The sequence below is a fragment of the Streptomyces aurantiacus genome, assembly GCF_027107535.1.
GTDB lineage: Bacteria > Actinomycetota > Actinomycetes > Streptomycetales > Streptomycetaceae > Streptomyces.
In genome coordinates this window covers 2,025,737-2,046,239 of sequence record NZ_CP114283.1, presented here as the reverse complement: position 1 = coordinate 2,046,239, position 20,503 = coordinate 2,025,737, and the positions used below count along the sequence as shown (strand labels likewise).

The window sequence follows — 20,503 nt, the reverse complement described above, 5'->3', positions numbered from 1 at the left end:
AAGTTCATCCCTGGGTCTTCTGGATAGCTTCGCGGAGCACCTGACGGTCGTCGAAGGGACGGATCACTCCGGCGATGTCCTGGCCCTGTTCATGGCCCTTGCCCGCGATCAGCACGGTGTCGCCCGGTTGTGCGCGGGCGACGACCGCGGCGATCGCGGCGGCCCGGTCCTCGAAGACCTGGACCTCTCCGCGCTCGTGCGCCGGCACCTCGGCGGCGCCGGCGAGCATCGTGGCGAGGATGGCGAGGGGGTCCTCGCCGCGGGGGTTGTCCGAAGTCAGTACGGCGGTGTCGGCGAGCCGGGCCGCCGCCGCGCCCATGGGCTTGCGCTTGGTCCTGTCGCGGTCGCCGCCGCAGCCGAGCACGATGTGCAGCTCGCCCTCGGTGACCTTGCGCAGGGCCCGCAGGACGGACTCCACGGCGTCCGTCTTGTGCGCGTAGTCGACGACCGCCAGGTAGGGCTGCCCGGCGTCCACGCGCTCCAGCCGGCCCGGCACGCCCGGTACGGCGGCGATGCCGTCCGCGGCGGTCTGCGGGTCGATTCCGGCGACGGCGAGGGCGACGATCGCGGCGAGTGTGTTGGCCACGTTGAAGGGGCCCGCGAGCGGCGACTTGGCGGTGATCCGCTCGCCCTCGGGTCCGATCGCGACGAAGGCCGAGTCCATCGGGCCGACCCGGACCTCGTCGGCGCGCCAGTCGGCGTCCGGGTGCCCCTCCGCGGAGAACGTCACCACGGGGACGCCCGCCTCCTTGACGAGCCTGCGTCCGTACTCGTCGTCGAGGTTGACCACGCCGAGCCTGCTGCGCTGCGGCGTGAACAGCTGCGCCTTGGCCCGGAAGTAGTCCTCCATGTCGGAGTGGAACTCCATGTGTTCCGGGCTGAGGTTGGTGAAGACCGCGATGTCGAAGACGCAGGCGTCGACCCGGCCGAGGACCAGGGCGTGGCTGGAGACCTCCATGGCGACCGCCTCCACGCCGCGTTCGCGCATGACCGCGAACAGCGCCTGGAGGTCGGTGGCCTCGGGGGTGGTGCGCTCCGACTTGATGCGCTCGTCACCGATGCGCATCTCGACCGTGCCGATCAGGCCGGTACTGCGGACGCCCTTCAGACCGCCCTCGACGAGGTACGCGGTCGTGGTCTTCCCGGACGTTCCGGTGATGCCGATCTGGAGCAGGTCGCGGCCCGGGTGACCGTAGATCGAGGCGGCCAGCTCGCCCATCCGCGCGCGCGGGGCGTCCACGACGAGGACGGGCAGTCCGGTGGCCGCGGCGCGCTCGGCCCCGGTCGGGTCGGTCAGCACGGCGACGGCGCCGAGGCCGGCCGCCTGCGTCACGAAGTCGGCGCCGTGCATCCGGGCGCCGGGCAGCGCGGCGTAGATGTCGCCCGGGCGTACGGCGCGCGAGTCATGGGTGATGCCCGTGACCTCAGCGGCGCCCGCAGCGCCTTCAGGGCGGTTCGCGCCCAACTGACCGGCGAGTTCCGCGAGGGGTGTGGCGGAGTTCTGAACCGGTCGCGGCGGCCCCGGGTATGTCACAGGAACGCCCTTCTGGGTGGTTTGGGACTGATCAGCGTGTGGCACGGCGGTGAGCGTACCGGGCACACCCCCGCCGGAGCGAAGCGAGGGGCGTGGCGGGGCGGGCGGCGAGCCCTCGCTCCCGGGGTCTGGAGTGATCGTTGTCACGAGCTGGTTCCTGGTCGGTGTTCCGGGCGGTGGCACGGGGTGTTCCGGTCTGTGCTGATGAGGGCGTGATCGGTGCCGGTCAGGGCGTGAAGGTGACGGGAAGTCTGGCGGCCGTGGCCCCGGTGGGCGGCACCTGGAGGGTCTTCAGTGCGAACTCCAGTACCTCCTTGTAGACGGGCCCGCAGATCTGGCCGCCGAAGTAGCTGCCCTTGGTGGCGTTCTGGATGGCGCAGTACACGGTGACGCGGGGCTTGTCCGCGGGCGCGAACCCGGCGAAGGAGGAGGTGTAGCCGCGGTAGCGGCCGGTGGCCGGATCCACACGGTTGGCCGTGCCGGTCTTGCCCGCGACGCGGTAGCCGGGAACGCGCGCCTTGGTGCCCGTGCCCTCCTCGTCGTCCACGACGGACTCCAGCATGTGAGCGAGGGTCTTTGCGGTCTTCTCGCTGATGACCCGTGTCTTCTTGGCCTTGGCGGCCGGGGTGAAGCGTCCGTCGGCTCCCTTCGTGCCGCGCACGAGAGTCGGTTCGACGCGTACGCCGCCGTTGGCGATCGTCGAGTAGACGGAGGCCGCCTGCATCGCGTTGATGGACACGCCCTGGCCGAAGGGAATCGTGTACTGCTGGGAGGTCGACCACTGGTCGGCGGGGGCGAGGATGCCCTTCGTCTCGCCGGGGAAGTCGAGCCCGGTGTACCCGCCGATGCCGAACCTGCGCAGGTAGGAGTAGAGGACCTGGTTGGCCTCCTTCTGCGTCTTGCCGAGCTGGCCGGTTGCCAGGATGGTGCCGATGTTGCTGGACTTGGCGAGGACGCCGTTGAGCGTCAGGTACCAGGTCGGGTGGTCGATGTCGTCCTTGAAGAGCCGGTCGCCGCGGTGCAGCCGGTTGGGCACGGTCACGTGCGTGGCGGGTGTGGCGGCGCCCTCCTCCAGGACGGCGGCCATCGACATGACCTTGGCGGTCGAGCCCGGCTCGTAGGCGTCTTCGAGGCCCCAGTTGTGCAGGGCGCCCCCGTCGGCCTTCGACAGGTCGTTCGGGTCGAAGCCGGGCGAGTTGGCCATCGCGAGGATCTCGCCGGTCCTGTTGTCCTGCACTATGACGTAACCGCGGTCGGCCTTGGACTCCTTCACCTGCTCGGTGATGGCGTTCTGGGCCGCCCACTGGATGTCGCGGTCGATCGTCAGCTCGACCTCGGAGCCGGCGACGGCGGGCTTCTCGGTGGAGCCCGCGGTCGGCACCTGACGCCCACCGGACTGGGCGTAGCGGATCTCGCCGTCCTTGCCGGACAGCTTCCCGTTGAGCTGCTGCTCGATGCCGCCGCCGCCCTTGCCGTCGGCGTTGACCCAGCCCAGTATCCCGGCGCCGAGGTCACCGTTCGGATAGACCCGCTTGCTGCTGGGCTCCTGGAGGACGCCCGCCAGGACGTTCACCGCGGACCCGTCCTCACCCGCTTTTTCGGCGAGCGTGCTCTTGAGGTCCTTGATCTGTGTCCAGACCTGGGGGGTCTGGCGACGGGCGAGTACGACGTACCGGGTGTTCTTGGTACGGAGCCTTTCGGCGATGTCGTCGGCGTCCTTGCCGAGGATCGGACCGAGCAGGGCGGCGGCCTGCTCGGGGGCGTCATCGATCTTCGTCGCCTTGCGCGTGAAGAGCGTGGGGTCGGCGGTGATGTCGTTGGCGTCGACGCTGATCGCCAGGTCGACGCCGTTGCGGTCGGTGATCCCGCCGCGCTCGGCGGCCAGGGTGCGGCTGAGGTACCGGTTCGCCTCGGCCTTGGCGGTGTACTCGCTCGCGTCGACCGCCTGCACCTGGAGGAGCCGTACGACGAAGGCGGTCAGTACGAGGGCCAGGGCGAGGCTGACCAGCCGCAGCCGCGGACGGGGGCTGCCGAGCCGGATGACGCGCGGGCTCCGGGCGCGGGGCGGGGCGGGGCGACGCGCTGGCCGGGCGCCGGGCCCGGGGCGGCGCTGGCCGCCCGGCCTGGCGGACCGGGCGGGCGCGGGCACCCTGCGGCGCGGGGGTTCCCTGTCGGACACTTCCGTCACCTGCCGGGAGTCGTGGAGGTCGGCGTGGGCTGCGGGGCGGGCTCCGTGGCCGGATCCGGCGCCCCGGTGGGCGTCGGGGCCCCGGTGGGCGTCTGCGGCTGGGTGGGCGTCTGCGGTTCGGTGGGCGTCGGGGCCGGTGCGGGGGCGAACACCTCGGGCGGACGGATCACGGACACGGACGACTGCTCGGCGGCCGCGCTGGGGACACCGCGGACCGTGCCGTCGGGGTTGAGGAAGGCCGGGTCGCCGCCGGGCACCATGCCCAGCTCGCGGGCGCGGCGCTGGAGGGCCTCGGGGGCGGAGTAGGCGTCCACGTCCTGCTGGAGCGCCTGCTCCTCGTCGGTGAGGCTCTTGGTGTCCTTCTGGAGGTCGTCGAGCTGGAACGAGCCTTCGCTGAGGGCGGAGTTCAGCACCAGGAGCCCGATGAGACCGCCCCCGAGCAGCAGCACGACCAGGAGGACGAAGGGGGTACGGGCCGCCTGTCCGGAGCCCGTCGGGAACAGCCGCGCCAGCCGGGCCGCCCGCCCCCTCAGTTCGGGTTTCCTATTCACTCACCCTCCAGGTGAGTTCGGGTTTCCGACCGATGGGTCCGGGTTTCCGGCCCATGCGCCCAGCGAGTTCGGTTGTCCACCTCACGCACCCTTCCGTCACTCGGCGTCCTCCCGGATGCGCTGCGCCCCGCGCAGCCGCGCCGGGGCCGCCCGCCGGTTCTCCGCGACCTCTTCCTCGGTGGGGAGTTCGGCACCGCGCGTGAGCAGCTTGAGCCGGGGCTGGTAACGCTCGGGGACGACCGGCAGTCCGGGCGGCGCGGTGGTGGCGGCGCCCGCCGCGAACACCTGCTTGACCAGCCGGTCCTCCAGGGAGTGGTACGACAGCACGGCGATCCTGCCCCCGACGGCGAGTGCCTTCACGGCGGCGGGGATCGCCCTCTCCAGGACGGTGAGTTCGCCGTTGACCTCGATGCGCAGCGCCTGGAAGGTCCGCTTGGCGGGGTTGCCGCCGGTGCGCTTGGCCGCCTGCGGCAGGGAGTCGCGGATCAGCTCGACGAGCCGCGCGCTGTTGGTGAAGGGCTCCTTGTCCCGCTCGCGCACGACCGCGGACACGATCCGCTTGGCCTGCTTCTCCTCGCCGTAGGCGCGCAGGATCCTTACGAGCTCCCCCGGCGGGTAGGTGTTGAGGACCTCGGCCGCGCTGATGCCGGTCGTCTGGTCCATGCGCATGTCGAGCGGGGCGTCCTGGGCGTAGGCGAAGCCGCGGTCCGCCTCGTCGAGCTGCATCGAGGAGACGCCCAGGTCGAAGAGGATGCCCTGGACGCTCGGGGGGCCCAGGCGGTCGAGCACGTCGGGCAGCTCGTCGTAGACCGCGTGCACCAGTGCGGCCCGGTCGCCGAAGGGTGCGAGCCGCTCCCCGGAGAGGCGCAGCGCCTCCTTGTCGCGGTCCAGGGCGACCAGCCGGGCCTCGGGGAACCGGCTGAGCAGGGCCTCGCTGTGACCGCCGAGACCGAGCGTGCAGTCGACGACGACGGCTTCCGGCCGCTCCAGGGCGGGGGCCAGCATGTCCAGACACCGCTGGAGCATCACCGGGACGTGTCGACTCTGGCTCAAGGGGCCCTCTCAGGTCCGGCGCGTCCGGTACGCACCGCCGGGTCCCCGCGCTCCCGCGGCCGACGCGGGGAGTGTCCCCGGGTGAGGGGGAGCGCCTGCCGGCGCCGGAGGCGTCAGCCGACCGGGAGCGGGAGGAGGCCGAGCCGTACGTACGCGCCGCGCACGCGGGGAGATCCCGGCACCTCGCCGGGCCTCCTGGGGAAAGCTGTCCAGCAGGGAGGCCGTCTCGCCTCCCGCTTCGCGTCACTTTAGTCCACGGTGTCGCGCGGTCAACGAACCGGCCTGCGCGTCGCGGCTCTCACCCTCGGTCAAGCGGCAAACCGGGAAATTCCACCCGTACGGGTGCACTCGATCCACCCTTGTGGGTTACCTCACAACAACGCTCATTGATGTTCTTTGTCCCCTCTCACAGCAGGCCCGGACGGCACGTGACCATTACCGTCATAGGTATGACGACTTCCGCATCCGTTCCCACAGAACCCGAAGACGCCATATCCACCGACGGCACGGTGACCGACCGCCTCGTCGAGGCCAACGAGCGGTACGCCGCCGCCTTCACCGATCCCGGCATGGACGCCCGTCCCGTGCTGGGCGTCGCGGTCGTGGCCTGCATGGACGCCCGTCTCGACCTGCACGACGCCCTGGGCCTGGAGCTCGGCGACTGTCACACCATCCGCAACGCCGGCGGCGTCGTCACCGACGACGTGATCCGCTCCCTCACCATCAGCCAGCGCGCGCTCGGCACCCGCAGTGTCGTCCTCATCCACCACACCGGCTGCGGCCTGGAGTCCCTCACCGAGGACTTCCGCCGCGAGCTGGAGATGGAGGTCGGCCAGCGCCCCGCCTGGGCCGTCGAGGCCTTCCCGGACGTCGAACAGGACGTACGGCAGTCCATGCAGCGCGTACGTACCTCTCCGTTCCTTCTGCACACGGACGACGTACGTGGTTTCGTATTCAACGTGAAGACCGGCCTGCTGCGTGAGATAGACCCCACCTGACGCCAGTTCGACCCGGTCAAACACCGCAAGACCTTACATATCGCGGCCAGTTATCCACAGGCGAGTGACACGAACCGGTAACGGCAACAAGAATGCGTGTGTGGCGTCACGCGGAACTTTTCACGCGTGGTGTCCGTGTTCGGGGTGGGCCGGTCCGCATCGCAGAGCGTCGGCCCGGAGAAAGAACGGGCCGAGGAGGGCCGGGTGACGACCTATGACGATCGAGCGAGCCTTACAGATCTGACCGCCACTGTGGAGAGAGTCCGCAGTTCGGTGGAGGAAGTGATCGAGGGCAAGCCTGAGGTCGTACGGCTTTCGCTGACCGTACTGCTCGCCGAGGGACATCTTCTGATCGAGGATGTCCCCGGCGTCGGCAAGACCATGCTGGCCAAGGCACTGGCGCGGTCCATCGACTGCTCAGTGCGACGTATTCAGTTCACGCCCGACCTGCTGCCCTCGGACATCACAGGCGTGTCCATCTGGGACCAGCAGCGCAGGGACTTCGAGTTCAAACCGGGAGCGATCTTCGCGCAGATCGTGATCGGCGACGAGATCAACCGCGCGTCGCCCAAGACACAGTCGGCACTCCTGGAGTCCATGGAGGAGCGCCAGGTCACCATCGACGGGCAGACCTACGAGCTGCCCAGCCCCTTCATGGTCGTGGCCACGCAGAACCCGGTCGAGATGGAGGGCACCTACCCTCTGCCGGAGGCGCAGCGCGACCGTTTCATGGCCCGGGTCTCCATCGGCTACCCCAGCGCGGAGGCCGAGCTGCAGATGCTCGACATCCATGGTGGTGCCTCCCCTCTGGACGACCTTCAGCCGGTGGCGCACGCGCACGAGATCCTGAAGCTCATCGACGCGGTCCGCACGGTCCACGTCGCCGACCCGGTCCGCCGGTACGCAGTGGATCTGGTCGGGGCCACGCGCAGCCACCCGGACCTGAGACTCGGCGCCTCGCCGCGCGCCACGCTGCACCTGCTGCGCGCTGCGAAGGCGTCCGCCGCTCTCAGTGGCCGGGACTACGCGCTGCCGGACGACGTCCAGGCCCTCGCCGTCGCGGTCCTGGCCCACCGGCTGCTGCCGACCGCCCAGGCGCAGCTGAACCGTCGTACGGCCGAGCAGGTCGTCCTGGAGATCATCCAGCGCACGCCGGTGCCCGCGGCGCCCCAGTCGCCGGGTGGCCTGGCGATGGGCCGCGGCACGTCCGCGTTCGGCCAGCAGCCGCCCCGGAGGCTGTGATGACCACCGGGGGGATGCCCGCAGCGACGGCCGAGGAGGACAAGGGCGGGCTGCGCACGGCACTCGCCGGCCTCACCACACGCGGGCGGTCGTTCCTGGCCGCCGGCATCGCGGCCGCCATCTGCGCGTACGTCCTGGGGCAGAGCGATCTGCTCCGGGTCGGGCTGCTGCTCGCCGTCCTGCCACTGGTCTGCGCGGCCGTGCTCTACCGCACGCGCTACCGGGTCGCCGGCAGTCGCCGCCTCTCCCCCGGGCGCGTGCCGACGGGCTCCGAGGCACGTGTGCACCTGCGGATGGACAACGTCTCGCGGCTGCCCACGGGTCTGCTGATGCTCCAGGACCGGGTGCCGTACGTGCTCGGGCCGCGGCCCCGGTTCGTACTGGACCGGGTCGAGGCGGGCGGGCGGCGCGAGGTGTCGTACCGCGTGCGGTCGGATCTGCGCGGCCGCTATCCGCTGGGCCCGTTGCAACTGCGGCTCAGCGACCCCTTCGGGATGTGCGAGCTGACCCGTTCCTTCTCGACGTACGACACCCTGACGGTGATCCCGCGCGTGGAGCCGCTGCCGCCGGTGCGGCTGACCGGTGAGGCGAAGGGGTACGGCGACGGGCGGCAGCGCTCGCTGGCCCTGGCCGGCGAGGACGACGTGATCCCGCGCGGGTACCGCTACGGCGACGACCTGCGCCGGGTCCACTGGCGGCTGACGGCCCGCTACGGCGAGCTGATGGTGCGCCGCGAGGAGCAGCCGCAGCGGTCCCGCTGCACGGTGCTCCTCGACACCCGCGGCATCGCCTTCGCCGGTGCGGGACCTGACTCGGCCTTCGAGTGGGCCGTGTCGGGCACGGCGTCGACGCTGGTGCACATGCTCGAACGCGGCTTTTCGGTACGGCTGTTGACCGACACCGGCACCTCGGTACCGGGCGAGGGCGCCGACGGGTTCGCCGGGGCGAGCCAGGAGTCGGCGGACGCGGCGGGACTGATGATGGACACCCTCGCGGTGATCGACCACTCCGACGGTACGGGCCTGTCCCGGGCGTACGACGTACTGCGCAGTGGCAACGAGGGGCTGCTGGTGGCCTTCCTCGGCGACCTGGACGAGGAGCAGGCGACGGTGCTCGCCAAGATGCGCCAGCGCAGCGGCGGGGCCGTGGCCTTTCTGCTGGACAGCGAATCGTGGGTGCGGGGCGCCGCCGACGAACAGAGCGAGGAGCGGCTTCGGATGCTGCGCGAGGCGGGCTGGACCGCCCTGGCCGTCCCGCCGGGCGTCGGCCTGGGCGATCTGTGGCGGGAGGCGGACCGACAGCGCAACGGTGTCGCCTCGACGGGCAGTACGGCAGGAGGCGGTGGCTCATGAGCGGACGCGCGCGACTCGCGCTGTGCGCCGCGGCGGCGACGCTGATGGCGGCCTGTGCGCTGCTGCCGCTGGTCGATCCGGCGACCTGGTTCCTTCAGGCGACGTTCCTGCTCGCGGTGCAGACCGGGGTGGGTGCGGCGGCCCGGCGGGTACCGCTCGCGCGGCCGCTGACGATCGCGGTGCAGGCGCTGGTGACCCTGATGCTGCTGACGCTCTCGTTCGCCAGGGAGCAGGCCATCGCCGGGCTGCTCCCCGGCCCCGACGTGTTCCGGTACTTCGGTGAGCTGCTGCAGGCCGGCGCCGACGACGTGGGCCGGTACTCGATTCCCGCGCCGCTCTCCGACGGCATCCGGCTGATGCTGGTCGGCGGGGTCGTGGTGATCGGACTCGCGGTGGACGCCCTCGCGGTGACGTTCCGCAGTGCGGCTCCCGCCGGACTGCCGCTGCTCGCGCTGTACTCCGTCGCCGCGGGCCTCGCGGACGGCGCCGCCGGATGGGTCTGGTTCCTGCTGGCGGCCGCCGGCTATCTGGTGCTGCTGCTGGCCGAGGGGCGTGACCGGCTCTCGCAGTGGGGCAGGGTCTTCGGCGGCGGACCCCGTACGCCGGGCGCGGACCCTTCGGATGGAGCGATCGCGCCGATCCGTACGGGGCGGCGCATCGGCGCCGTCGCGCTCGGCATCGCCCTGGTCGTCCCGCTCGCCCTGCCCGCGCTCGACGGCGGGCTGCTGGACGCCGCGGGGACCGGCGTCGGCACGGGGACCGGAGGCGGCGGCACGATCTCCGCGGTGAACCCGCTGGTCTCGCTCCGCGACAGCCTCAACGTGGACGAGGACCGCGAGGTCATGTCCTACCGCACCAACTCCGAGGAGACGCAGGACCTCTATCTGCGGATCGTCTCGCTCGACGAGTTCGACGGCACGGCGTGGAAGCCGGCCAAGCGTCATGTCGACGACGTGCCGGAATCGTTCCCGACGCCGCCCGGCCTCGGTGACGACGTCCAGCGCACCGAGATCCAGACGAGGATCTCGGCGGCGGACTGGTACGCGCAGGACTGGCTGCCGATGCCCTACCCGGCCAGCCAGGTGGGGATCGGCGGCAAGTGGCGGTACGAGCCCGTGGGCCGCACCCTCGTCGGCGACCACGGCCAAACCACGCGCGGCCTGGAGTACACGGTCAAGAGCCTGATCGTGCAGCCGACCGCGGAGCAGCTCGCCAACGCGCCCGAAGCGCCAACGGTGCTGAAGCGTGAGTTCACCAAGGTGCCCGAGTCCCTGCCGCCGGTGGTGGGGCAGACCGCGCAGCAGATCACGGAGGGCTCGGCCAACGACTACGAGCGCGCGGTGAAGCTGCAGGACTGGTTCGCCCTGGAGGGCGGCTTCACGTACGACACCGAGGTGCAGGTCGGCAGTGGGTCCCAGGCCATAGCGCGCTTCCTGAGGGAGAAGGAGGGCTTCTGCGTCCACTTCTCCTTCGCGATGGCCTCCATGGCGCGCACGCTGGGCATACCGGCCCGCGTCGCGGTGGGCTTCACTCCTGGTTCGCCCAAGTCGGACGGCACGACGTCGGTGGGGCTGCGGGACGCGCACGCCTGGCCGGAGCTGTACTTCGAGGGCGTGGGCTGGACCCGCTTCGAGCCGACGCCGAACCGGGGCACGGTTCCGGAGTACACCCGCACGGACACGCCCGGCACGACCCTCCCGAACCCGGACGTGCCGTCACGGTCCTCGTCCACGGCGCCCTCCGCCGAACCGTCGAGCAGTGAGAGCTGCACGGCGGCGGAGAAGAAGCTGGAGCAGCCCTGTGGCAGCGAGTCTCCGCAGGTGGCCTTCGGGGCGACCGACGACGGTTCGCCGTGGCTCCTGATCATGGGGCTCACGCTGGCCGGGCTGGGAGTACTCGCGGTACCGCTGCTGCCGATGCTGTGGCGGATGCGGGCCCGCTCCGTACGGCTCGGCCCGCACGGCAGGACCGAGGCGGACGCCGCGGCGGCCACCCTGGCCGCCTGGCAGGAGGTCAGTGACACGGCGTGGGACTACGGGATCGCGCCCGACGAGTCACAGACGCCGCGCAAGGCGGCGGCGCGGATCGTCCGTATCGGGCACCTCGAGCCGGAGGCCGCGGCCTCCGTCCACCGGGTCGCCGACGCGGTGGAGCAGGTCCTGTACGCGCCACGTCCCCGGCCCACCGCAGGTCTGGCCGATGACGTGCGCCGGATGACCGCGGGCCTCAGCGCCACGGTCAGCCGCGGTACGCGTCTGCGCGCACTGCTCGCACCGCGCTCGGCCGTACGGGTGGCGTGGGCACTCTCCGAGGGCTGGACCGCGCTGAAGTCCCGGGTCGCGGCCCGCTGGACGGCGGCCGTGCGCCGGCCCTCGGGGCAGGGCAGCGGCTGAGGACGGTCCGGCTTCCGCAGCCGGGAGGGGGTGTCTGCCCAGGTCGGGTGGGCACCCCCTTTTCCTCGCTCAGCTGCCCTTCGACCGTCTCTTCGCTGAGCACGGCTGTTCAGCCGGCTCTTCGCTGTGTGGCTCCTCGGCCCACTTCGCTGAGCCCGGCTGGCTACCCAGTCGGCTCTTCGCAGGCTCCTCGCTGAGCGCGAGGGCTCCGCCTTCTCCTCGCTGTACGGGTTCCTCGGTCGTCGAGGCGTTTTTGCGCCGTCTGCGGCGGGGCTCCGGGCCTGCATCGCGGGGGTCCGGACGGGCCCCGAAGCAGGCTCTGCAGTGGTGCGGCTGGGCACGCTGAAGGGGCGGCCACCTGGTGGTGGTCACCCCTACCTGCGTGCGTCTGTCGGCCGAGACCGGTGGGCTACTGGCCGCCCTGCTCGTCACGGCGCCGCTGCCAGCGCTGTTCGATGCGGTCCATCATGGAGCGCCTCTGCCGGCCCTGACGACGGGCCTGCGGAGCGCCCGGCGCACCCGCCGCGGGCTGTTCACCCGGCTTGGGAGCCTTGCGCCAACCGGTGACGGCGAGCACCGCGCAGCCCAGCATGACGAGAAAACCCACCACGCTGACCCAGATCTGCTGTGCGACCATTCCGGCCATGAGGAGCGCGATACCTACGAGGAAGCCGGCGACCGCCTGGTAGACCCGTCGCCGGGTGTACGTGCGCAGCCCGCTTCCCTCAAGCGCTGTCGCGAACTTGGGATCTTCGGCGTACAGCGCTCGCTCCATCTGCTCGAGCATTCGCTGCTCGTGCTCCGAGAGCGGCACGGCGTCCTCCTCATCGTGCAGTCGCCGGGGCGACCGGGGGTCCCTTCAGGATAGGCAGGGAATCGTCCCCGTGAAACCCGCCCCTCTGCGCCAATTCGCCAACCGGAACCCGCCATGGCGTTCCGATCCACTGAGGCGTAGATTCCCCAGCGACCGGCCCGTCATGCCGGACGGCCTCCCTCGATCATACGGCTCCGCGCGCCCGATCGGGGGGCCTGTGGCGTACTCCATCTGCTGTCGCGCCCCTGATCAGCGGTGCGAGCAGGCGGCAGATCACCCCTCGGAGGACTCACGCGTCTCACCGAGCACATGGAGCTGCGTCGCGACGGAGTGGAAAGCCGCGAGTTCGGCGGCCGCGGCCTCCAGTTTCAGCAGGGCGTCCAGAGCCCCCGGCTCGGTGTCCACGAGGACCCCGGGGACCAGGTCCGCGAAGACCCGTACGCCGTGCACGGCACTGACGCCCAGGCCCGCGCTCTCCACCAGAGAGGTGAGCTGACCGGCCGTGAAGCGCCGGGGAACAGGATCACCCTCGCCCCAGCGGCCGTCCGGGTCACTCAGCGCCTGGCGGGCCTCCGTGAAGTGTCCGGCGAGGGCTCGCGCGAGCACCGCGCCGCCCAGGCCGGCGGCGAGCAGGCTGAGCACGCCCTCGGGGCGCAGTGCGCCGACCACGTTGCGGATGCCCTCGGCGGGGTCGTCCACGTACTCCAGCACGCCGTGGCAGAGCACCGCGTCGTAGCCGCCGCGCTCGACAACGTCGAAGAGGCCGTGGGCGTCGCCCTGGACACCTTGGACGCGGTCGGCGACGTCGGCCTCCGCGGCCCGCCGCTCCAGCGCGAACAGCGCGTTCGGGCTGGGATCCACGACGGTGACGCGGTGGCCGAGGCGGGCCACGGGCACCGCGAAGTTACCGCTGCCGCCTCCTGTGTCGAGCACGTCGAGCGACTCCCGGCCCGTGGCCTTGACCCGGCGGTCGAGGGCGTCCTTCAGAACGTCCCAGACCACGGCGGTACGGAGAGAAGCGCGGGGGCGCATCGGGTCCGACACGGCAGTTGACTCCTCGGCGCGGCACCGCCTCATGCACGGCGGAGCGATGGGGATACCTCCCCGCCCTGTTCGGCGCCGGGGAGATGCAGGCGCCCCCAACCCTATTGCCTCGCGCCCCGGTCCCGGCCCCCCGTCTCGCGCGCCGGACGAACGCCCCCTCACCGGCCCGAACCGCCCGGCGGAAGGTGAAGTCGCGCGGCTCGCCGCCCTGCCCGGTCCGCGGGCCCGCACCGGCTCGCTCTCCCGCGCCCGCCCCTTCGGCATTCGGCACCTCGGCACCTCGGCATCCACCGGCTCGGACCGGGTCCCGGCCGCCGTCACCCCGCGTCCGGCACGTCCGACACCTCCGGTACGCCCGGCATGGTCCGCGTCTCCTGGTCGCCCTCCTGCCGCGGCTGGGGCAGGACCGGCTGGAGCACCAGCATGCGCTCGACGAGGCGGAGGAACATCGCCACGTCACGCAGCAGGTCGTCGGCGTCCCGGATGCTGGCCGCCCCCTGGATACCGGCCTCCGCGCGGGCGCGGCGACGCGCTCCGGAGGCGAACAGCACGCTCCACTCGTCAAGTTCGGGTGCTATCTCGGGGAGCACTTCCCAGGCGCTCCGGATCTTGGCCCGGCGCTTTTCGGTGGTCTCGGGCCGGCCCCGGGCGGCGAGGACGGCCGCGGCGGTGCGCAGGGCGGCCAGGTGTGCCGTGGCGTACCGCTCGTTCGGCGTTTCCAGCAGGGCCGCCTCGTCGAGTCCGGCGCGGGCCTGGGCGAGCAGATCGAGGGCGGCGGGCGGGGCAGTTGCCCGGCGGAGCACGGGGTGCACGTCGCTCGCCGGTCCGGTCAGTGAGGGGGCAGGGCCGGTGGCGCGGCGCCGACGGGCGGCGGCTGCGTGGTAGCTGGCCATGACGAACCTCCTGTCGTCAGTGTGACGGCACGCCCGATACGGGATGCCGTATGTGCCCATCGTGCGGTATGCCACTGACAATCCGTTCTGACCTGCGCTTTTGCCTCGTTCACAGGTTCGGTATAGTTTTTGCACTGACCAGTCAGTTCAAAAACGGTTCGGCTCAAGAACCCGGAGGGTGGGGGAAGTTGTGGACGGTCCGCACGGACTCGGCGTCACGGCCGAGGACTTCGGGCTCAAGGGGCCCCGCGGCTGGGCGTTCCGCGGTATCGGTATCGACGCGGAGCCCGGCTCGCTGATCGCGATCGAGGGGCCGTCCGGCTCGGGCCGCACGTGCCTGCTGCTCGCGCTCACCGGGCGGATGAAGCCCACCGAGGGACTCGCGAGGGTGGGGCAGTGCGAGTTGCCGAAGCAGATGGCGGCGGTCCGCCGGTTCAGCGCGCTGGCCCATGTGCCCGGCGTCACCGACCTGGAGCCCGCCCTTTCCGTCGCCGAGCATCTTCGGGAACGGGCACTGCTCGAGCGGCGGTTCGGCGGCTCTGTACGCGGACTGCTGCGGCCTCGCCAGGAGCGGTTGACGCAGGCGCGGCTGCGGATCGACAGCGCTCTGGCCGCCGCCGGGCTCGACCGGGAGGCGCTGCCCAAGGGTTCCAGGACCGCCGTACGGGACCTGGAACGCCTGGAGGCGCTGCGCCTCTCCGTGGCCCTGGCCCTGATCGGCCGACCCCGGCTGCTCGGAGTCGACGACACCGACCTGAAGCTCTCGGGGGCCGAACGGGCCGAGGTCTGGGCCCTGTTGCGCTCACTGACCGAGGCCGGGACGACGGTCGTGGCCGTGTGCAGCGAGGCACCCGAGGACGCGCTCGTGGTGCCCACCGGGCCCGCCGACAGGCCGGCCCGCCCGGAGCGACAGCCGGGCCGGACACAGCAGGAGCCCGGGCGGGACGAGCCACAGACACCGGACGAACCGGCCGGGCAGGACGAGCCGCACGCACAGGACGCTCCGGACCGTCAGGACGACCAGGACGACCAGGACGACCAGGACGACCAGGACAAGGAGACGGTGGATGCGCTCGCCGAAGCTGGCCGCGCTTGAGCTCAGGCGATTCGGCAGGGGCAGGCTGCCGCGCGCGGCGCTGGTCGCTCTCCTGCTGCTGCCCCTGTTGTACGGCGCGCTCTACCTGTGGTCGTTCTGGGATCCGTACGGCCGTCTCGACCGCATCCCCGTGGCGCTGGTGAACGACGACAAGGGAGCCACCGCCGGTCACAAGAAGATCGTGATGGGCGACGAGATCACCAAGGGGCTGCGGAAGAGCGAGACGTTCGAGTGGCACGAGGTGAGCGCCGCCGAGGCCCGCTCGGGCGTGGAGGACGGCAGGTACTACCTGTCGCTGACCATGCCGTCCGACTTCAGCGGGCGGATCGCTTCCAGCTCCGGCGACTCGCCGGAGACGGGCGCCCTCCAGGTGCGTACGAACGACGCGAACAACTACATCGTCGGGCAGATCTCGCGGACGGTGTTCGCCGAGGTGCGCACGGCCGCCTCGACCAAGGCGTCCCGGTCGTTCCTCGACCGGATCTTCGTCTCGTTCTCCGACATCCACGGGAAGACCGAGAAGGCCGCCAAGGGAGCCGACAGCCTCAAGGGCGGCATTGGCAAGGCCAAGAAGGGCTCCAAGGACCTCGCGGACGGGCTCAAGGACGCCGAGGAGGGCAGCGGCAAGCTCTCCGCCGGGCTGAAGAAGCTCGACACGGGCGCGGGTGACCTGGAGGACGGGTCGCGGCAGGTCTCCGAGGGGACGCGGGCCCTCGCGGACAAGGTCAACGGTGTCGCGGACAAGGTGGGGCCCTTCCTGAAGGGCAACGAGAAGGAGATCGGCGACACCGCTCGGCTCGTCGCGGACTCCGCCTCGGCCATCCGCCGCAACCTCGACACGCTGGTGAAGACGGCCCCGACCGCCGCCAAGAGCGCCCACACGGCGTCCGACACCCTGAACGGCGTCCACAAGGCGCGCTGCGAGAACCTGCCCCTGCCCGACGCCGCCTGCCCCGACCTGAAGAAGGCCAAGGACGCGGCCGCGGACGTGGCGAAGGTCGCCGACGACGTCAACACGCTGGTGACCGGGCAGGACGCCGACCTGGAGTCGCTCGACAAGCATCTGGCCACCCTGGAGAAGCAGGCGCGGGCGCTGGCCGACCGCTCGCCGCACCTGTCCGAGGACCTCGCCACGACCGTCTCCAGGATCAACGCGCTCGACAAGGGGGCCGGGAAGGTCGCCAAGGGGGCGAAGACGCTGCACACGGGGCTCGGCACGGCCAAGAAGGGCGCGGACGACCTCGACAGCGGGGTGGGCAGGCTCGGGACGGGCGCGGACGACCTCGAAGGGGGCATGTACAAGCTCGTCGACGGTTCGGGGAAGCTCGCCGGCGGACTGCACGACGGTGCCGGCCAAATCCCGGACTACGACAAGAAGGACCGCGAACAGCGCACCGAGGTCATGGCCGACCCCGTGCGGCTCGCTTCGAAGGACCTGCACAAGGCGCCCAACTACGGGACCGGTTTCGCCCCGTACTTCATTCCGCTGTCCCTGTGGGTGGGGGCGATGGTGGCATACATGCTGATCCCGCCGCTCAACCGGCGCGCGCTCGCCGCGGGCGCCTCGGCCTGGCGCATCGCGCTGGCGGGCTGGCTGCCGGTGGCCGCCCTGGGAGTGCTCCAGACGGTCGCGCTGATGTCCGTACTGCACTGGGCCGTCGGCCTGGAACCGGTGCGGGCGGCCGGGACGGTGGGCTTCCTGTTCCTGGTGACGGCCTGCTTCGCGGCGCTCGTGCAGTGGCTCAACGCACGCTTCGGAGCGGCCGGCCGGATCCTCGTCCTGGCGTTCCTGATGCTGCAGCTGACGTCGGCCGGGGGCACGTATCCCGTGCAGACCAGTCCGGGCTTCTTCAACGCGATCCACCCCTTCATGCCGATGAGTTACGTCGTCGACGCCCTGCGCAGGCTCATCACGGGCGGCGGACTGGGGCCCGTCTGGCAGGCGTGCGCCGTGCTCGCCGCCTTCACGCTGGGCGCCCTCGCGCTCACCGCGGTGTCCGCGCGCCGGCGGCAGGTGTGGACCCTCGACCGACTGCACCCGGAGCTGAGCCTGTGACAATCAGGGCCATGGAAAGCAGCAGGACGGTGGACAGCGGCGGCGGCCGGAGACAGGCGACCCGGCAGAAGCTCTACGAGGCGGCGGTGACCCTCATCGCCGAGCAGGGCTTCTCGGCCACCACCGTGGACGAGATCGCCGAGCGTGCCGGAGTGGCGAAGGGCACGGTCTACTACAACTTCGCGAGCAAGTCCGTCCTCTTCGAAGAGCTGCTCCGGCACGGTGTGGGACTCCTCACCGCGTCCCTGAGGGAGGCGGTGGAGAAGACCGACCAGGACGGCGGGAGCAGGGTCGACGCACTGGACGCGATGATCCGGGCGGGCCTCGTCTTCATCGGCCGCTATCCGGCCTTCACCCAGCTGTACGTGGCGGAGCTGTGGCGCACCAACAGGGCATGGCAGTCCACGCTGATGGTGGTCCGTCAGGAGGCCGTCGCCGTCGTCGAGGACGTCCTGCGCGACGGAATCGCCGGCGGCGAGCTGAGCGACGAGATCGACACCCCGCTGACGGCGTCGGCGCTGGTCGGGATGGTGCTGGTGGCGGCTCTGGACTGGCAGGCCTTCCAGCCGGAGCGTTCCCTGGACGACGTCCACGCGGCGCTGTCCCTGCTGCTCCAGGGAAGGGTCGGCGGCAGCGGGCTCGCACCCGGGTGACACGAGCGGGCGCACACGAACGAAGCGCCGGTCCGAAGTGGCCGCGTCCCCCGCGGGCCACGCCGGACCGGCGCCCCTTCCTTGCTCCCCGTGCTTCCCCCGTCGGTCCCCCGTGCGAGCTCCCCCGGGTCCCCCCGTGCCTCGCTCCCGCCGAGTTCTCGGCGGAAGGAGCGGTCGAGGGCGCTGCGCCGTTCCGCCGCCCCGTGTCGGCGGTACCGGAGCCGCGCCCCTTTCCGTGCCTCCACTCTCCCGTTCGCGCAGGTCGGCACCCATCCGCGCGCGTACTCAACTCACCCTCTAGGTACGGATACTCAGCCGTGCGCACTCAAGCCCAGGACACGTCGTTGCCGACTGGTTACGATCGCCCCCGTGTCCGTACTCCCTCTGGTCTTCACCAGCGGCTGGGCCAGCGGTGTCAACGCGTACGCGGTGGTGCTGCTCCTCGGCGTCTTCGGCGCGACCGGGCTGAGTGACGAGGTGCCCGAATCGCTGCAGCGCCCCGAGGTCCTCGTCGCGGCGGGCTTCCTGTTCGTCTGCGAGGCCGTCGCCGACAAGGTCCCGTACGTGGACTCGGTGTGGGACTCCGTGCACACGGTGATCCGGCCGGTGTCGGGGGCCGTCGTGGCGGCGCTGCTCGCCGGCCAGAGCGGTTCGCTGTCCGAGCTGGCGGCGGGGGCGATCGGCGGCTCGTCGGCCCTGGCCAGCCACGTCGTCAAGGCCGGGACGCGGATGGCGGTCAACACCTCGCCGGAGCCGTTCAGCAATGTCGTGCTGAGCACCGCCGAGGATCTCGGCGTCGCCGGGATCATCACCTTCGCGATGTTCCATCCGGAGGCCGCGGCGATCATCGCGGGTGTCCTGCTGCTGTCCGGTCTGCTGGTGCTCTTCTTCCTGCTCTCCCGGATCAGACGGTTCCTGCGCCGCAGGGCCCGGCGCCGCGAGGAGAGACGGCTCGCGCGGCGGACGGTCCCGCCCGGCTGACCCGGCGGACAGCCCGCCCCGGCACCTTCCACGGGTGGTCCTCCGGTCGTCCGGGGCTGTGGACCGGTTGTCGGTGGCGGCCGATAAAGTCCCTGGCATGGCACGGATTGCGGTGATCGGCGCCGGGATGGGCGCGATGGCGGCCGCCGCCCGGCTGGCCGTCGCGGGCCACCGGGTGGCGGTGTACGAGCGGACGGAGACGTACGGCGGAGCGGTGGGCCGCTTCGAGCGCGACGGCTTCGCCTTCGACACAGGACCCGGGCTGCTCCCGGTCCCGGCGGTCTACCGCGACCTGTTCGTCAAGACGGGCAAGGAGCCCCTGGAGGCCTGCGTCGATCTCGTCCAGGTCGACCCGGCGGCACGGCACGTCTTCGCCGACGGCACGGCGGTCACCCTGCCCAACGCCTCGCGCGCGGGGGTCGTCTCGGCCCTGGACGAGGCCCTGGGAGCGGGGGCGGGCGAGCGCTGGGGCGACTTCCTGGTCCGGGCGCGCGAGGCCTGGGACCGGACGCGGCGGCCTCTCCTGGAGGAGCCGCTGTGGCCCGACTGGCAGGTGCTGGGCGAGCGCGAGCCCTACCCGGCGCTGCGTCGGCGCCGGCTGCTGCGCACGCGTACGGCCCGCCGGCTGTCGGAGGTCGGCGCCTGGGAGCTGGGCGATGCGCGCCTCACCGCCCTTCTGGAGAGCCACGCCCTGGCGTACGGCCTCGACCCGGGCACCGCCCCGGCGAGCGCGGCCGTCCTGCCGTACATGGAGCACGCCTTCGGCGCCTGGTATGTCCGGGGCGGCATGCGGGAGTTGGCACGGGCCGTGTACGAGCGGTGTGTGGCCCGCAGGGTGGAGTTCGCCTTCGGGGCCGAGGTCGTCTCCGTCACGGAGAAGGACGGCCGGGCGACCGGCGTGGAGCTGCGCGACGGGACCGTCGCCGAGGCGGATTTCGTGGTGGGCGGGCCGCCGGAGCTGCTGGAGCGCCTGACGGGTCGCGACGATCTGTACGCGGGCGAGGCGCCCGAGCGGCGTCCCGGGGCGCTGTCCTGCGGCAGGGCCGTGGTCTGCCTCGCGCTGCGCGGTCCGCGCGAGGCGGGCGCCGTGCACCGCACGGTCGTGCACACCACGGACCGGGCCGGGGAGCTGGGCCACACCTTCGGGACGGGTGGGGTGCCGCCGCGGCCCACCGTGTGGGTGGACCGTCCTGACGACCCGCTGCTGCGTCCCGACGACGCCCACGAGTCCGTGGTCCTCACGGCCACCGTGCCGTCCCTCGCGCGCTACGACTGGGCCGCGGCCGGTGCCGCCGACGCCTTCGCCGACCGGATGGTCGCCGCCGCGGAGCGGGCGGTGCCGGATCTGCGCGAGCGCATGCTGTGGCGCGAGGTGCGGACGCCCCTGGACACGGAGCGGGAGACCGGAGCCGAGGGCGGCGGCGTGCCCGCTCCCGCGCTGGCCGGCGAGGGCGGCACCCTGCTGCGGCCCCCGAACAGCACCCGTGTACCCGGGCTGTTCGCGGTCGGCGGCTGGGCGCACCCGGGCGGCGGACTTCCGCACGCGGGCATGTCGGGGGCGCTGGTCGCCGGACTGATCGTGGAGGGGCCGGACTTCAGGGGTTCGCAGTGACGCGCGAGGGGCGGACGCCGCGGTGAGAGGGGCCCGGGCGCTC

At 72.0% G+C, this 20,503-nt stretch carries 16 protein-coding genes; 9 read left to right on the top strand and 7 right to left on the bottom strand.

The window, feature by feature from the left end; translation table 11 throughout:
- Positions 1-4: 4 nt before the first annotated feature.
- The 4 genes from O1Q96_RS10710 to rsmH form a co-directional block, all read right to left on the bottom strand.
- On the bottom strand, positions 5-1,681 hold the full coding sequence (locus O1Q96_RS10710; RefSeq protein WP_269247940.1) for a UDP-N-acetylmuramoyl-L-alanyl-D-glutamate--2,6-diaminopimelate ligase: 1,677 nt from the start codon (positions 1,679-1,681) through the stop codon (positions 5-7).
- Positions 1,682-1,760: 79 nt separating this feature from the next.
- On the bottom strand, positions 1,761-3,713 hold the full coding sequence (locus tag O1Q96_RS10705) for a peptidoglycan D,D-transpeptidase FtsI family protein (protein WP_269247939.1): 1,953 nt from the start codon (positions 3,711-3,713) through the stop codon (positions 1,761-1,763).
- A gap of 5 nt (positions 3,714-3,718) precedes the next feature.
- Positions 3,719-4,273 (bottom strand): cell division protein FtsL, encoded by a 555-nt coding sequence (ftsL, locus tag O1Q96_RS10700; RefSeq protein WP_269247938.1) that lies wholly within the window; start codon positions 4,271-4,273, stop codon positions 3,719-3,721.
- 96 nt (positions 4,274-4,369) lie between these two features.
- Positions 4,370-5,326: a 16S rRNA (cytosine(1402)-N(4))-methyltransferase RsmH gene (gene rsmH / locus O1Q96_RS10695; RefSeq protein WP_269247937.1), complete on the bottom strand. Its 957-nt coding sequence runs from the start codon at positions 5,324-5,326 to the stop codon at positions 4,370-4,372.
- Between the two features lie 449 nt (positions 5,327-5,775).
- On the opposite strand from rsmH, the gene O1Q96_RS10690 reads away from it, so the two are divergent.
- The 4 genes from O1Q96_RS10690 to O1Q96_RS10675 all read left to right on the top strand — a co-directional run bounded on the left by O1Q96_RS10690 (position 5,776) and on the right by O1Q96_RS10675 (position 11,311).
- Positions 5,776-6,324, top strand: a complete 549-nt coding sequence (locus O1Q96_RS10690; RefSeq protein ID WP_269247936.1) for a beta-class carbonic anhydrase — start codon at positions 5,776-5,778, stop codon at positions 6,322-6,324.
- Positions 6,325-6,528: 204 nt separating this feature from the next.
- A complete protein-coding gene (locus tag O1Q96_RS10685; RefSeq protein ID WP_269247935.1) occupies positions 6,529-7,566 on the top strand; it encodes an AAA family ATPase in 1,038 nt (345 codons plus the stop codon).
- Positions 7,566-8,918, top strand: a complete 1,353-nt coding sequence (locus O1Q96_RS10680; protein WP_269247934.1) for a DUF58 domain-containing protein — start codon at positions 7,566-7,568, stop codon at positions 8,916-8,918. Before O1Q96_RS10685 ends, O1Q96_RS10680 begins: the two co-directional genes overlap by 1 nt.
- Positions 8,915-11,311, top strand: a complete 2,397-nt coding sequence (locus tag O1Q96_RS10675; RefSeq protein ID WP_269247933.1) for a transglutaminase TgpA family protein — start codon at positions 8,915-8,917, stop codon at positions 11,309-11,311. The genes O1Q96_RS10680 and O1Q96_RS10675 overlap by 4 nt, the downstream gene beginning before the upstream one ends.
- 409 nt (positions 11,312-11,720) lie before the next feature.
- On the opposite strand, the gene O1Q96_RS10670 is transcribed toward O1Q96_RS10675, so the two are convergent.
- The 3 genes from O1Q96_RS10670 to O1Q96_RS10660 form a co-directional block, all read right to left on the bottom strand.
- On the bottom strand, positions 11,721-12,125 hold the full coding sequence (locus O1Q96_RS10670; protein WP_189779038.1) for a DUF3040 domain-containing protein: 405 nt from the start codon (positions 12,123-12,125) through the stop codon (positions 11,721-11,723).
- Positions 12,126-12,398: 273 nt separating this feature from the next.
- The gene (locus O1Q96_RS10665; protein WP_269247932.1) at positions 12,399-13,169 is read right to left on the bottom strand and encodes a class I SAM-dependent methyltransferase; all 771 of its coding nucleotides are present in this window, start codon (positions 13,167-13,169) and stop codon (positions 12,399-12,401) included.
- 317 nt (positions 13,170-13,486) lie between these two features.
- Complete coding sequence (locus O1Q96_RS10660) at positions 13,487-14,062, bottom strand: SAV_6107 family HEPN domain-containing protein (RefSeq protein ID WP_269247931.1); 576 nt, start codon at positions 14,060-14,062, stop codon at positions 13,487-13,489.
- Positions 14,063-14,240: 178 nt separating this feature from the next.
- Between O1Q96_RS10660 and O1Q96_RS10655 the strand changes: the two genes are divergently transcribed.
- The 5 genes from O1Q96_RS10655 (at position 14,241) to O1Q96_RS10635 (ending at position 20,460) form a co-directional block, all read left to right on the top strand.
- Positions 14,241-15,158, top strand: a complete 918-nt coding sequence (locus O1Q96_RS10655; protein WP_269247930.1) for an ATP-binding cassette domain-containing protein — start codon at positions 14,241-14,243, stop codon at positions 15,156-15,158.
- Positions 15,130-17,214 carry a YhgE/Pip domain-containing protein gene (locus O1Q96_RS10650; RefSeq protein WP_269247929.1) on the top strand — a complete coding sequence of 695 codons (2,085 nt, stop codon included), beginning with the start codon at positions 15,130-15,132 and terminating at the stop codon, positions 17,212-17,214. The genes O1Q96_RS10655 and O1Q96_RS10650 overlap by 29 nt, the downstream gene beginning before the upstream one ends.
- Positions 17,215-17,225: 11 nt before the next feature.
- A complete protein-coding gene (locus tag O1Q96_RS10645) occupies positions 17,226-17,867 on the top strand; it encodes a TetR/AcrR family transcriptional regulator (RefSeq protein ID WP_269247928.1) in 642 nt (213 codons plus the stop codon).
- A gap of 369 nt (positions 17,868-18,236) precedes the next feature.
- Complete coding sequence (locus O1Q96_RS10640) at positions 18,237-18,848, top strand: DUF4126 domain-containing protein (protein WP_269247927.1); 612 nt, start codon at positions 18,237-18,239, stop codon at positions 18,846-18,848.
- A 97-nt stretch (positions 18,849-18,945) separates the two neighbouring features.
- Complete coding sequence (locus O1Q96_RS10635) at positions 18,946-20,460, top strand: phytoene desaturase family protein (protein WP_269247926.1); 1,515 nt, start codon at positions 18,946-18,948, stop codon at positions 20,458-20,460.
- Positions 20,461-20,503 lie beyond the last annotated feature (43 nt).